The organism is Desulfococcus multivorans (assembly GCF_001854245.1).
Lineage (GTDB): Bacteria > Desulfobacterota > Desulfobacteria > Desulfobacterales > Desulfococcaceae > Desulfococcus > Desulfococcus multivorans.
Genome location: NZ_CP015381.1, coordinates 3,835,659 through 3,848,795, shown reverse-complemented (window position 1 = coordinate 3,848,795; position 13,137 = coordinate 3,835,659). Strand labels below are relative to the sequence as shown.

Below are 13,137 nucleotides of genomic sequence, written 5' to 3'. Positions count from 1 at the left end.
TGCTTGAGGAACGTCAGCCGATCACGCAGAGGACCGCGCCCTTGGCCACCGAGTCGCCGCTGGAGAAATTGACGGCCTTGACAGTGCCGTCGCAGGGCGCCGGCAGGGCGTTTTCCATCTTCATGGCCTCCAGGATCACCACGGTGTCGCCCTTCTTGACGGCGTCGCCCACCTTCTTGGCATAGGAGACGATCATGCCGGGCATGGGGGCGGTGAGCGGCGTGCCGGAGGCGTCCGCAGCGGGTGCCGGGGCCGCGGGTGCAGGCGCCGGGGCCGCGGCCTTCGGGGCTGCCGGCGCGGCAGGCGTCGGTTTCACGGGTGGGGCCGGCGCGGCGGGCGCCGGTCTTCCGGGGGCTGTGGGTGCCGCCGGTGCCGCGGGCGCGGCAGGGGTTGCGGGAGCGGCCTGAGCCGGGGCCTGGTAGGCGATGATCGGGGCCCCGCCGGGTTCGTCCACCTCCACCGCGAAGTAGTCGCCGTCCACGAAGACGTTGAACTTCCGCGTAGCCTCGCCCTTCTCGGGCACATCCTTGGCCGGGGCCTTCTCCACCAGGAGTCCGGCCTTGGCCTTTTTGATCAGCTCCTCATCCTTCTTCACGTCCTCAATGGTTCGCGGGAGCACCTCCTTGGGCGGGGCCTCGACGCCGTATTTCCACTTGAGGAACTTCCTGCCGGTGACCGGGTAGATGGCGTAGAGGATCACGTCGTCGATGTCCTTGGCCAGGTCCCCGATCTCCTCACGGGCCTTTTCCAGCTCGGGCTCCAGCACCTCGGCCGGGCGGCAGGTGATGGGCTCCTCGCCCCGGGAATAGCCCTTGAGCGCCTTCTTCTGAACCTCGGGATCGATGGGGATGGCCGTCTTGCCGTAGAGGCCGTAGCAGAGGTCCTTGACCTGGGCCGTGATCATCTTGTACCGCTCGTTCTCGTCGTCGAAGAGGACGTTGTTGACGGTCTGGATGCCCACGATCTGGCTGGTGGGGGTGACCAGCGGAATGGCGCCCAGCTCCTTGCGGACCCTGGGCAGCTCCTTGTAGACCTGGTCGATCTTGTCGAGGGCGTCCATCTCCCGGAGCTGGTTGACCAGGTTGGAGAGCATGCCGCCCGGCGTCTGATGGAGCAGCACGTTGATGTCGATGACGGAGACCTTGCTGTCGTCCAGGAGGTGCTTGTACTTGGGCATGACCTCCTTCTCGAGGATCTCGTTGATCCGGGCCAGTTTCTTGATGTCGAACCCGGTGTCGCGGTTGGTGCCCAGAAGGGCCATGACCAGGGGCTCCACCGCGGCGTGGGAGGTGCGGTAGGCATAGGGCGTCATGCAGGTGTCGATGATGTCCACCCCCGCCTCGATGGCCTTCAGGTGGCTCATGGGCGACATGCCCGAGGTGAAGTGGCTGTGAAGGTGGATGGGCGGCTTGACGGCCGCCTTGAGGGCCTTGATCAGGTTGTAGGCGTCGTAGGGGGCGATGAGGCCGGCCATGTCCTTGATGCAGATGGAGTCGGCGCCCATGGCCTCCAGATCCTTGGCCTTGTTGACGTAGTAGTCGAGGTTGTAGATCTCGCCGCCCAGGCGGGGCTCGGTCATGGTGTAGCAGATGCAGCCCTGGAAATGCTTGCCGGCCTTCTTGATCCCCTTCACCACCGTTTCGAAGTTGCGGTAGTCGTTGAGGGCGTCGAAGGTCCGGAAGATGTCCATGCCGTTCTCGGCGGTTCGCTCCACGAAGGCCTCGGCCAGATCATCGGCGTAGTTCCGGTAGCCCACCAGGTTCTGGGCCCGGAGCAGCATGGAGAAGGGGGTCTTCTTGAAGTAGCGCTTCAGGGTCCGGAGCCGCTGCCACGGGTCCTCGTTCAGGAACCGGTGCATGGTGTCGAAGGTGGCCCCGCCCCAGGTCTCCACCGCCCAGAAGCCGACTTCGTCCATGAGTTCGGCCACGGGGATCATGTCCTCGGTGCGGCCGCGGGTGGCGAAGAGGGACTGGTGTCCGTCGCGGAGGGACAGGTCCATGATCTTGATGGGGTTCTCCGCCTTGGGTCGGTCGGGGCTGTAATTCATTTCGGTCATCTTGACTTGGTCGCTCATGTGTATTCTCCCGTTATGAAAGGTGTATCGCCTGAAGACCGGGCCTCCGGCTCGATGCTGCGTGTCAGGGGGTCAGGCGGTCAAGTGCCTGCCGTCGCGGATCGAAGAGCCGGGGCTTTGGGCCTTCAGCCTGTTTTTATAGGCGTTGGACTGTCGGCTGCTGGCTGCGGACTGAAGGGCGGGGGGTTACGGTGTTCCGTCCTTTCCCTTCAGCCTAAATCCCTTCGGCCTTCAGCCTCTTTTTACGTGAAAGGCCTTCATCTGCATCAGGTTGCGCATCTGCATGATGTCCTGGCGGCCGCCGACGCCCCAGAGGGAAGGCATCGGGGCCGGCTTTTCCGGCGCCGGGGGTGCTTCGGCCGGGGGCCCCTGCATGGCCGCCATTTCCTCGCCGCTCTTGATATAGGCCGCTACGGCCGACAGGGCGGCGGTGATTTTTTTCCTGTTCGTGTCGTTCTCTTTCATGCCGACTCCTTCGTTTCGGTTTCGGGTCATCCTCGGCCTCGTGTCCCGGGTCGGGGACTACAGCGGGATGTTGCCGTGTTTCTTGGGCGGCCGGAGTTCCCGCTTGCCGCAGAGGGCCTCCAGGGCGTCGATGAGCCGGGGCCGGGTCTCGCTGGGGATGATGACGTCGTCGATGTAGCCCCGCTCCGCCGCGCGGTAGGGGTTGGAGAAGAGGTCTTCGTATTCCTGGATCTTTTCCTTGCGCTTGGCCCCGGGGTCCTCGGCGGCCTTGATCTCGCGGGCGTGGATGATGTTGGCCGCACCGGCCGCGCCCATGACCGCGATTTCGGCCGTGGGCCAGGCAAAGGCCATGTCGGCCCCCAGATCCTTGGAGCACATGGCGAGATACGATCCGCCGTAGTCCTTGCGGGTGACCAGGAGCAGCTTGGGCACGGTGGCCTCGGAATAGGTCCAGAGCAGCTTGGCGCCGTGGCGGATGATGCCGCCCCATTCCTGGTCGGACCCGGGCAGGTAGCCGGGCACGTCGGCGATGGTCAGCATGGGGATGTTGAAGGCGTCGCAGAAGCGGATGAACCGGGATGCCTTGTCCGAGGCGTTGATGTCCAGAGCCCCGCCCATGTAGGCCGGCTGGTTGGCGATGATGCCGATGGTCCGCCCGTTCAGCCTCGCGAACCCGATGAGGATGTTGGGGGCGTAGAGCTCGTGGGGCTCGAAAAAGTCGCCGCTGTCCACGATGGCGGCGATCACGGTCCGCATGTCGTAGGACTGGTTGGGGTTGTCCGGGATGAGGGTGTCCAGGGCCGGGTCCATGCGGTCGGGTCGGTCGCCGGTGTCGACGATGGGCGGATCCTCCATGTTGTTGGACGGGAGGAAGGAGAGGAGCTTCTTGATCTTGTCGATGGCGTCCTCCTCGGACTCGCAGGCGAAGTGGGAGACGCCGCTCTTCTCGTTGTGGGCGCTGGCGCCGCCCAGGTCCTCGAAGCTGATCTCCTCGCCGGTGACCGCCTTGATGACCTGGGGCCCGGTGATGAACATGAAGCTGGTGTTCTTGACCATGAAGATATAGTCGGTCATGGCCGGGGAGTAGACCGCGCCGCCGGCGGTGGTGCCCATGATGGCCGAGATCTGGGGGATGACGCCGGAGGATATGGAGTTGCGGTAGAATATCTGACCGAAGCCCGACAGGGCGTCGACCCCCTCCTGGATCCGGGCGCCGCCCGAGTCGTTGAATCCCACGAAGGGCGCGCCGGCCTTCAGGGCCATGTCCATGACCTTGCAGATCTTCTTGGCGTGCATCTCCCCCAGGCTGCCGGCCCGGGCGGTGAAATCCTGGGCAAAGGCGAAGACCGTCCGGCCGTCCACCTTGCCGTAGCCGGTCACCACGCCGTCGGACGGGATCTCGACCTTCTCCATGCCGAAATTGCCGCACCGGTGGATCACGAAAGCGTCCACCTCCCGGAAGGTTTCCTTGTCGAAGAAGAGATCCAGCCGCTCCCGAGCGGTCAGCTTGCCCTTCTCCTTGTGCTTGGCCACGGCCTTTTCGCCGCCCATCTGCAGAATCCTGGCCTTCCGATCCTTGAGATCCTGAATCTTGTCTGCAACATTACCCATCTTCCCATCCTTTCATCGTTTATTTGAGCCGGAGGCGGGGGGCCTTCGGCCAGACTGAAGTCTGAAGGCTGAAGGCTGAAGGTACGGGCCTTCGGCCGGGTTTCAGGTGTTTAGGTGATTAAGTGATTAAGTGATTAGGTGTTTAGGTGTTTAGGGGGCCGAGGGCTTTGGCCCTCGGCTTTAACCACTTAACCACTTAACCACTTAACCACTTTTTTTCATTTCAACCGCCCGAGCAGTTCCGCGGCGGCTGCGGTGGGGGAGAGGATGCCGTTCTCCACGTCCTTTCGCAAGCGCGGCAGGGCGGCCTTGACCTCGGGGTCGCCGAAGAACCATCCCCGGAGACCCTCGTCCAAGAGGAAGGCCATCCAGTCCAGGGCCTGCTTTTTCCGGAGGGCCGCCAGCTCGCCGCTCCGGGTCAGCTTGTCCCGGTGGTCCAGGACGGTCTCCCAGATCTTGTCCACGCCGTCCAGGGTCAGGGCGCTGCAGGTGAGGACGGGGGGAGACCAGTTGGGGCTGCCGGGCATCAGCAGGTGCAGGGCGGCCTGGTATTCCTTCCGGGCCATCTCCGCGCGCATGACGTTGTCGCCGTCCGCCTTGTTGATGGCGATGGCGTCGGCCACCTCCAGGACCCCCTTCTTGATGCCCTGGAGCTCGTCGCCGGCGCCCGCGATCATCAGCACCAGGAAGAAATCGACCATGGAGGCGACGGTGGTCTCCGACTGGCCGACGCCCACGGTTTCGATGATGACCACGTCGAACCCGGCGGCTTCGCATACGAGCATGGTCTCCCGGGTCTTGCGGGCCACGCCGCCCAGGGTCCCGCCCGAGGGGGAGGGGCGGATGAAGGCGTTGTCGTTGACGGCGAGCTTCTCCATTCGGGTCTTGTCCCCCAGGATGCTCCCGCCGCTGCGGGTGCTGCTGGGGTCGACCGCCAGCACCGCCACCCGGTGGCCCTTGTCGGTTAGGCGGGTGCCGAAGCTTTCGATGAAGGTGCTCTTGCCGGCCCCGGGCACCCCGGTGATGCCGAGCCGGACGGCGTTTCCGGTGTGGGGCAGGAGCCGGTCGATGACGGCCCGGGCCAGTTCCTGGTGGGCCGGCAGGGTGCTTTCGACGAGGGTGATGGTCCGGGCCAGCATCAATCGGTTCCGGTCCAGCACGCCCTGGACGTAGTATTCGGGATCTTTGAACATAAAAAAAAGGTGGTTAAGTGATTAAGTGATTAAGTGTTTAGGTGATCAGGGCCGGGGTCATGTGCGGTTTTGCCCCGGCCCCGGGCTGAAGGCCGGGTCACCCCTTCAGCCTTCAGCCTCCAGCCTTCAGCCTCCAGCCTTCAGCCTCCAGCCTTCAGCCATCAGCATCACTTCATATACTTTTCTTCGAGCATTGTCAGCACTTTGTTTGCCGAGTCGGTGATGGGGGTGCCGGGGCCGAAGACGGCCTTGACGCCGGCGTTGTAAAGGAAGTCATAGTCGCCCGGGGGGATGACCCCGCCCGCGATGACCATGATCTCCTCGCCGCCCGCCTTTTTGAGCTCCTCGATGAGGGCCGGCACCAGGGCCTTGTGGCCGGCGGCCAGGCTGGAGGCTCCCACCACGTGGACGTCGTTTTCAATGGCCATCTTGGCCGCCTCTTCAGGGGTCTGGAACATGGGGCTGATGTCGACGTCGAAGCCGAGGTCGGCATAGGCGCTGGCCACCACCTTGATGCCGCGGTCGTGGCCGTCCTGGCCCATCTTGGTGACGAGCATCCGGGGACGGCGGCCCTGCTTTTCGAGGAAGGCCTCGGTCCGTTTGCGAAGACCCTCGATGACGTCGGCGTTCCGGGTGTACTCAGAGGCATAGGCCCCCGAGATGCAGCGGGTGGTGGCGACAAACCGGCCGAAGACCTTTTCCATGGCGTCGGAGATCTCGCCCACGGTGGCCCGGGCACGGACCGCCGGCAGGGCCGCCTCCAGGAGGTTTCCGCCGCTTTCAGCCGCCCGGGTCAGGTCGGCCAGGGCCTTCTCCACGGCGGCCTTGTCGCGGGTGGCCTTGATCTCGTTGATGCGGGCCACCTGCTCGTCGCGCACGGAGGCCGGAACCTCACGGACCTCGAAGTCGATCTTCTCGTCGGGGAGCTTGTATTTATTGACGCCCACGATGACGTCGAGGCCCTGGTCGATGCGGGCCTGCTTGCGGGCCGCCGATTCCTCGATGCGCATCTTGGGCATGCCCGACTCGATGGCCTTGGCCATGCCGCCCAGTTCCTCGATCTCGTCGATGATCTTCTGGGCTTCCTTCACGATGCTGTCGGTGAGGGCCTCGACATAGTAGGAGCCGCCCAGGGGGTCGATGACGTGGCAGATCTGGGATTCGTCCTGGATGACGATCTGGGTGTTTCGGGCGATGCGGGCCGAGAAGTCGGTGGGCAGCCCGATGGCCTCGTCAAAGGAGTTGGTGTGGAGGGACTGGGTCCCGCCCAGGACCGCCGACAGGGCCTCCAGCGTGGTCCGGATGATGTTGTTGTAGGGATCCTGCTCCGTGAGGCTCCAGCCCGAGGTCTGGCAGTGGGTTCGCAGCATGGAGGACTTGGCGTTCTTCGGGTTGAACTGGCTCATGAGCCGGTGCCACAGGAACCGGGCCGCCCGCAGCATGGCGATGTCCATGAAGAAGTTCATGCCGATGCCGAAGAAGAAGGAGAGGCGCGGGGCGAAGGTGTCCACGTCCATGCCGCTCTTGATGGCCGCCCGGACGTACTCGACGCCGTCGGCCAGGGTGAAGGCGGTCTGGAGGACGCTGTTGGCGCCGGCCTCCATGATGTGGTATCCGCTGATGCTGATGGTGTTGTACTTGGGCATCTCCCTGGAGCAGAAGGCCATGATGTCGGAGATGATCCGCATGGAGGGCTCGGGCGGGTAGATGTAGGTGTTCCGGGTCAGGTACTCCTTGAGAATGTCGTTCTGGATCGTTCCCGTGAGCTGCTCGTGCTTGACCCCCTGCTCCTCGGCCGCGACGATGTACCCGGCCAGGATGGGGATGACCGCGCCGTTCATGGTCATGGAGACGGACATCTGGTCGAGGGGGATGCCGTCGAAGAGGATCTTCATGTCCTCGACGGAGTCGATGGCGACCCCGGCCTTGCCGATGTCGCCGGAGACCCGGGGGTGGTCCGAGTCATAGCCCCGGTGGGTGGCCAGGTCGAAGGCGACGGAGAGGCCCTTCTGGCCGGCGGCCAGGGCCCTGCGGTAGAAGGCGTTGGACTCCTTGGCCGTGGAGAAGCCGGCGTACTGGCGGATGGTCCAAGGGCGGCCGGCGTACATGGTGGCCATGGGACCCCGGACGTAAGGGGCCAGGCCCGGCAGGGTGTTGACGCACTCCAGCCCTTCGATATCCTCGGCGGTGTAGAGGGCCTTGACCTTGATGCCTTCGGGGGTCATCCAGTCGAGGGTGTCGGGGGATTTGCCCTTCATCTGCTTACTGGCGATTTCTTCCCATTTCTTTTTGTTCGGATGTTCTGACATGTGACGCTCCTTCGGGGTTGACGGTTCAGGTTAGTCTCTCTGGCACAGCTCCACCAGCACGCCGCCGGTGGCCTTGGGATGCAGAAAGGCGATCTTCGCCCCGCCGGCGCCGATTCTCGGCTTCTGGTCGATCAGCTGAATGCCTTTTTCCTTCAACTCCGCAAGGGCCTCCTCGATGTTTTCCACGCGAAAGGCCACATGCTGAAAGCCCTGCCCCTTCTTTTCGATGAACTTGGCCACGGGGCCGTCCGGAGACGTCGACTCCAGAAGCTCCACCTCGCTCTCGCCCACCGGGAAGAAGGCCGTGGTAACCTTCTGTTCCGCCACCGTCTCGGCGCCCTCGAATTTCAGCCCGAGAACCTCCGACCAGAAATTTTTGCCGTCGTCGATGCTGTTGACGGCGATGCCCAGGTGATCGATTTTGAGTATCTTCATGCCTTCCTCCTGAATCAATTAAGGTTAACCGTTTTCGCCCCAGGGGCGTTTTTAAGAAGCGAAGCGCGGGCGGACGCCCTCGAGACGGGGACCCTGCTCACGCTTTCTCTTTGATATCGGGATTGGTTATGCCCCGCCATACCATCTCGAAAAGGGTGTTGGCCTGTTCCGACAGGCTCTCCTTCTGTCCGCGAAGGATCCACATGAAAAAGGTGCGCTGGACAAAGCCCATGATGAAGTCGAGGAGGACCCCGGCCTTGACGTGGGGATTGAGGATGCCTTCCTGCTGTCCCTGGCGAAGCACGTCGACGAGGAGGTCGATCATCTTCCGCTGCTGGAAGGTCTCGTCCGCCATCCAGGTCTTCATGGGCAGGGTCATGAAAAGGATCCGCCCCAGGCCCGTGTGGCGCTCGTAGTAATCGAGCTGCAGCCAGAAGACCTTCCGGAGCTTTTCCTTGAGATCCTCGATCCCCTGGAGATGGTCGACGATCCGGTCGGTCAGTTTGCCCAGCCAGACGTCGACAAAGGCGAAGACAAGCCGCTCCTTGCTGCCGTAATGCTTGTAGATGGTCGTGAAGCTGACCCCCGCCTTCTTGGCGACGTCCCGGATGCTGGCCTTGTGAAAATCCGATTTGGAAAAGACCTCCAGCACGGCTTTTTCGAGACGATCGTGAATATCCGGATTAAATGCATCTAACATCGTTACTGCTTGTCCAATCCATTAAATTGACCCGTCACGGCAATGGCAGGAAAAAATAATGCGTTACAAGGGTTGAGGTCTGGCGCTCCATTCAAAACCGACATCCTTTTTGATTCCCGCGAGAAATGGCGTTTTGACCTGTTTTTATGCTTAACAATCCGAAAAAATGGAATAAAAAAAGAAACGAACCCAAAGTGGTTTTTGAATGAATAACATTGTTATCGCTTATGGTTTTATGCAAAGCCGCGAAGACTGTCAAGAGAAAAAAGGGGGGGCTTTGGCGGTGGGGGGAAAAGGGGGGAGGGGATTGCGGGATTTGGGTTATAAGTGGTTATGTGGTTATGTGGTTATGTGGTTATGTGGTTATGTGGTTATGTGGTTATGTGGTTATGTGGTTATGTGGTTATGTGGTTATGTGGTTATGTGGTTAAAGCCGAGGGCCAAAGCCCTCGGCCCCCTAAGCCCCTAATCACCTAAGCCCCTAATCACCTAATCACCGGGCCGAAGGCTGAAGGGGATTGTCTGCGACGGATGGGGCGGTTATGCCCCTTCAGTCTTCAGTCTTCAGTCTTCAGTCTTCAGTCTTCAGTCTTCAGTCTCAAGATCTTCAGGACGCCGAAGGCCCTACTACTCCTTCGGCAGAATATCCTGGGAGGCGATGAAGCTCTGGGCGTCGCCGAAGGCTGAGCCGCTTTTTCGGATGACGGCGAAGACGAGCTCGGGTCGGCCGTCGTTGTTGATGTCCCCCAGGACGTAGTCGCTGACGTGGCCGGAGATGCTCCGGGTTTTCCATTTGGGAAAGAGGCCGAACTGGTCCCAGGCCAGGCACTCGATCTGGCCCGACTTGAAGATCCGGAGCTTGGCGAAGAGGCCGTCGGCGGCGTCCTTGTTGCGGCAGACCAACACCTCGTTTTTGCCGTCCTTGTCCACGTCCGAGATGAGAACCCGCTGGGGCAGGTACTGGCGGATCTGCTCCCGGTACTCGCCGATTCTGGCGGCGGCTTCGTCGGGATATTCCACGTAGATCCCGCCGGAGAGATAGGGCTCCTCGCTCTCCCATTCCCGTTCATTTTCCGCGGTGAGAACCCTGAGATAGTTCCGCTCGGAAAAGGCCACGGTCATCTCCCGACCGTTGCCCGCCACATCGCCGCTGTTGAAGCCGAAGATGTTGACCCACCTGGGCAGGGGCAGCTCGCCCGCCGTCTCCGGAACGTACTCGACGCCGTTGTAGCGCATCTCCGTGATGCCCGCCGTGAAGGGGCGCTTGGTGTCCCCCTGCTGTCCCATCAGGAGTTTGCCCCGGGAGGGATGGTCGATCACCCGGAAATACCACTTGACGTTCTCGGCGATCTTCTTGAACCGGGCCCCGTCCCACTCCAGGACGTAAGACATGAGGGACTGCCGTTCTTCGTGGATGTTGGAGACAAAGATCTCTCCGACGCCGTTTTCGTTGATGTCGGCGACGTCGATGCTCAAATGACGGTGGTTGAAGCTTTCCCGGATCTCGGCGATCTTGAGAAACCGCTGGTCCGTGTATCGGTAGACGAAAACGCCGTCCTCGGTCATGAAAACCGTTTCGTTCTTGCCGTCGCCGTCAACGTCGCCGATGGAGAGGCCCTCGATGGCCATTTTGAAGTTGCGGCTCTTCCAGGCCGCGCCCAGGGCCCCTTTTCCGGTCTCTCCGGCGGCCAGGCGCTGGTCCTCGGCGTCGATCTTGCCGGTCCAGAGGGATTCGGGGTGCATGCGGCTCTGTTCTTCCGGAGTCTTGGGCGCGGCGGCGGGAGCGGCAGGCGCGGGGGATGCCCCGGCGCCGAACAGCGTCTCGCCGACCTGCCCCGCGAACCGGTCGATGTGGGAGATGACGTCACCGCTCTCCTTTCCCGATTCGTTGAAGGACAGCATCGTCTTTTTCCCCGACGTGTCCAGCAGCCGGGCGTCGGTGCTGATGCTGTCGCCGAAGACGGTGAGACTGCCGTAGACGACATAGTCCGCGCCCAGGGTCTCTCCCAGGCGTCCGGCGGTCTTTTCATCGATGTCGGCCAGGCCCTGGATCGATTTCAGGGCCGCCTCCCTGGGGATGGGCTGAAGCTTGCCCGGACGGGTCAGCCGGGAGGTCAGCATGTCCTGAATGCCGTTCCTGAGAAAGGAGAGGTCCTTGTCCGAATGGATGTCAAAAGGCAGGATCAGAACCCTGGCCGCCGTCTCGGCCCTTGCCGTGCCGCCCCCCCCGAAACCCAAACCGAAAAAAAGCACGATGACGATCGAAACGCAAACGCAAACGCCGTATCTGGGATATTTTAGCAAAATTGGCTCCTTGAGAAAAAGTATGCGAGGTTAGGGTGATTAGGGTGGTTAGGGTTTTAAGGTTTTAAGTGATTATGTGATTATGTGATTATGTGATTATGTGATTATGTGTCGGACGTTCCGTCCTCCATCCTCATAATCCTGGAATTCTGAAACTCTAACACCCTGAAACCCTGAAACCCTGAAACCCTAACACTCTAACACTCTAAAACTCTAAAACCCTAACCACCCTAACCACCCTGAAACCCGATTTTTATAGCAGAGCCCCTTTCCCTGTCAAACAGAAAACCGGGAAGGGGGGTGATGGGGGCGGGGCGTATTTGTTCTATGAAGGTGAATCAACATATGATATGTATTTATTGCGGCATCGGGGTCAGCCCCGGTCGGCCGGATCGCGGATGTGATCTCCTGTCGAAGCGCCGGCGGTTCGGGGGGCTTGGCAGGAGGGGTGAGATGGATGCTTGCGAATCCCGGGGAAGGCGATTCGGACGGTACGCCGCGGCGAAGCGGGGTTCGCGTAATCGGATGTTGAACGGCCCGCGGGCGGAAAGGAGGCGGCATGGCGGCTAAGATTCTGATTAAAAGGGTGGTTCCCAAGGGCAAGGAGGCTGAACTGGCGGTCCTTCTCAGGGAGCTCAGGGTGCTGACGATGAACCGGGACGGGTACATCTCCGGTGAAACCCTGAAACGGTTCGACAAGCCGGGGGAGAGCCTGGTGATCAGCACGTGGGCGTCGGTGGACGACTGGCGGGAGTGGGTCCTGTCGCCCGAAAGGACGGCGATTCAGGAAAAGATCGATGACCTGCTCGGTATGAAGACGGCGTACGAGATCTACACCTATTGACGGATGCAGCCCCGCGCCCCTGCAAGGTGCGGTGCGGGGCGACCCGGACGCTTCATCCCGCGGACCGCACCGCTGTGTCGTCGGGGTCCGTCTCCAGAAACGTGATGCAATTCCGTCCCTTCTGCTTGGACGCGTACATGGCCACGTCCGCCCGCTTGATGAACACCTCCATCTTCTCGTCGGGCCGGTACTCGGCGATTCCGATGCTGACGGTGATGCCGACGGCCTTGCCCGCCGCGGGGTAAAACCGTTCGCCGGCGATGGCGTCCGAGAGTCGCCGGGCCACGTGGCATGCGCCGGGACCGTCGGTCTCCGGGAGGATGACGGTGAATTCCTCGCCGCCGTATCGATAGGCGGAGTCCAGCCGCCGCAAACCGCTGCGGATGATATGCCCCAGGCGCGTCAGCACCGTGTTGCCTTCCAGGTGGCCGTGCGTATCGTTATAGGCCTTGAAATAATCGATATCCAGCATCAAAAGGGCGAGGGGGTGATGGTAGCGCACGGCCCGGTCCATCTCCTCGGAGAGCCGCCGGTAGAAATGGCGGCTGTTGAAGAGCCGGGTCAGGTCGTCGGTGATGGCGAGCTGTTGGAGCTTTTCGCGCATGGACCGCTCCCTCAGGACGCGCTGCAGCCGGAGGTGGAGCTCCTCGTAGCGGACCGGCTTGAAGACGAAATCGCTGGCACCCTTCTGGATGACCTCCTCGTAGGAGTACGCTCCGGAAAATCCGGTCATCACGATGATTTCGTAATCGTACTTCTCCTTGATCTTCCGGGTCAGTTCCAGGCCGTCCATGCCGGGCATGATAATATCGGTGATGACCACGTCCACGGGATTCTCTTCCAGGATCCTGAGGGCTTCAAGACCGCTGGATGCCGTGTAGCATTGGTATCCCAGGGTCTTCATGAAGTCGTTCATCAGTGCCCGTATCATGTCGTCGTCGTCAACGATGAGGACCTTGCTGTCAATATGGCGTCGGGGTTTTTTCATCATATTGGCCTGGTTTGGCGAATTCCGATATGCATCGGGGTTGACAGGCTATCGGTCTGTTGATAGTAAAGAACTCCTGTTTTCTTTGAAAAACGTTCAATATATTCTGAAACAAATTCAGTGTCAACCCGGAAGCAATATCATCGGTTGACGGCGCTCTGGATAGCCCAACCCTGTCGGCGGCGCGTTCCCGGCGTGGGCTCGGGAGAGGAGA

The 13,137-nt window shown here is 61.6% G+C and carries 10 protein-coding genes; 1 reads left to right on the top strand and 9 read right to left on the bottom strand.

Features of this window, described 5'->3' with window-relative positions; all coding sequences use genetic code 11:
• Positions 1-13: 13 nt before the first annotated feature.
• The 8 genes from dmul_RS16810 to dmul_RS16775 form a co-directional block, all read right to left on the bottom strand.
• Positions 14-2,074, bottom strand: coding sequence for a pyruvate carboxylase subunit B (locus dmul_RS16810; RefSeq protein WP_020876067.1), 2,061 nt, complete (start codon positions 2,072-2,074; stop codon positions 14-16).
• Positions 2,075-2,305: 231 nt separating this feature from the next.
• Positions 2,306-2,539 carry a hypothetical protein gene (locus tag dmul_RS16805; protein ID WP_020876066.1) on the bottom strand — a complete coding sequence of 78 codons (234 nt, stop codon included), beginning with the start codon at positions 2,537-2,539 and terminating at the stop codon, positions 2,306-2,308.
• A 57-nt stretch (positions 2,540-2,596) separates the two neighbouring features.
• On the bottom strand, positions 2,597-4,150 hold the full coding sequence (locus dmul_RS16800) for an acyl-CoA carboxylase subunit beta (protein WP_020876065.1): 1,554 nt from the start codon (positions 4,148-4,150) through the stop codon (positions 2,597-2,599).
• Positions 4,151-4,368: 218 nt separating this feature from the next.
• Entirely contained in the window at positions 4,369-5,343 is a 975-nt protein-coding gene (gene meaB, locus dmul_RS16795; protein ID WP_020876064.1) for a methylmalonyl Co-A mutase-associated GTPase MeaB, read from the bottom strand.
• Between the two features lie 167 nt (positions 5,344-5,510).
• Positions 5,511-7,652, bottom strand: a complete 2,142-nt coding sequence (gene scpA, locus dmul_RS16790; protein WP_020876063.1) for a methylmalonyl-CoA mutase — start codon at positions 7,650-7,652, stop codon at positions 5,511-5,513.
• Between the two features lie 30 nt (positions 7,653-7,682).
• Positions 7,683-8,087, bottom strand: a complete 405-nt coding sequence (mce, locus tag dmul_RS16785) for a methylmalonyl-CoA epimerase (RefSeq protein WP_020876062.1) — start codon at positions 8,085-8,087, stop codon at positions 7,683-7,685.
• Between the two features lie 97 nt (positions 8,088-8,184).
• Positions 8,185-8,787 carry a TetR/AcrR family transcriptional regulator gene (locus dmul_RS16780; protein ID WP_020876061.1) on the bottom strand — a complete coding sequence of 201 codons (603 nt, stop codon included), beginning with the start codon at positions 8,785-8,787 and terminating at the stop codon, positions 8,185-8,187.
• 627 nt (positions 8,788-9,414) lie between these two features.
• Positions 9,415-11,091: an FG-GAP-like repeat-containing protein gene (locus tag dmul_RS16775; RefSeq protein WP_020876059.1), complete on the bottom strand. Its 1,677-nt coding sequence runs from the start codon at positions 11,089-11,091 to the stop codon at positions 9,415-9,417.
• A gap of 559 nt (positions 11,092-11,650) precedes the next feature.
• On the opposite strand from dmul_RS16775, the gene dmul_RS16770 reads away from it, so the two are divergent.
• Positions 11,651-11,935 (top strand): antibiotic biosynthesis monooxygenase family protein, encoded by a 285-nt coding sequence (locus dmul_RS16770; RefSeq protein WP_020878460.1) that lies wholly within the window; start codon positions 11,651-11,653, stop codon positions 11,933-11,935.
• A 52-nt stretch (positions 11,936-11,987) separates the two neighbouring features.
• Here the strand turns inward: dmul_RS16770 and dmul_RS16765 are convergent, their stop codons facing one another.
• Positions 11,988-12,926 carry a GGDEF domain-containing response regulator gene (locus dmul_RS16765; protein WP_234979181.1) on the bottom strand — a complete coding sequence of 313 codons (939 nt, stop codon included), beginning with the start codon at positions 12,924-12,926 and terminating at the stop codon, positions 11,988-11,990.
• Positions 12,927-13,137: the final 211 nt, after the last annotated feature.

Excerpts from the sequence above, each read along its gene's own strand:
- dmul_RS16810 (WP_020876067.1), bottom strand. The coding sequence starts at position 2,074 with ATGAGCGACCAAGTCAAGATGACCGAAATGAATTACAGCCCCGACCGA.
- dmul_RS16805 (WP_020876066.1), bottom strand. The coding sequence starts at position 2,539 with ATGAAAGAGAACGACACGAACAGGAAAAAAATCACCGCCGCCCTGTCG.
- dmul_RS16800 (WP_020876065.1), bottom strand. The coding sequence starts at position 4,150 with ATGGGTAATGTTGCAGACAAGATTCAGGATCTCAAGGATCGGAAGGCC.
- meaB (WP_020876064.1), bottom strand. The coding sequence starts at position 5,343 with ATGTTCAAAGATCCCGAATACTACGTCCAGGGCGTGCTGGACCGGAAC.
- scpA (WP_020876063.1), bottom strand. The coding sequence starts at position 7,652 with ATGTCAGAACATCCGAACAAAAAGAAATGGGAAGAAATCGCCAGTAAG.
- mce (WP_020876062.1), bottom strand. The coding sequence starts at position 8,087 with ATGAAGATACTCAAAATCGATCACCTGGGCATCGCCGTCAACAGCATC.
- dmul_RS16780 (WP_020876061.1), bottom strand. The coding sequence starts at position 8,787 with ATGTTAGATGCATTTAATCCGGATATTCACGATCGTCTCGAAAAAGCC.
- dmul_RS16770 (WP_020878460.1), top strand. The coding sequence starts at position 11,651 with ATGGCGGCTAAGATTCTGATTAAAAGGGTGGTTCCCAAGGGCAAGGAG.
- dmul_RS16765 (WP_234979181.1), bottom strand. The coding sequence starts at position 12,926 with ATGATGAAAAAACCCCGACGCCATATTGACAGCAAGGTCCTCATCGTT.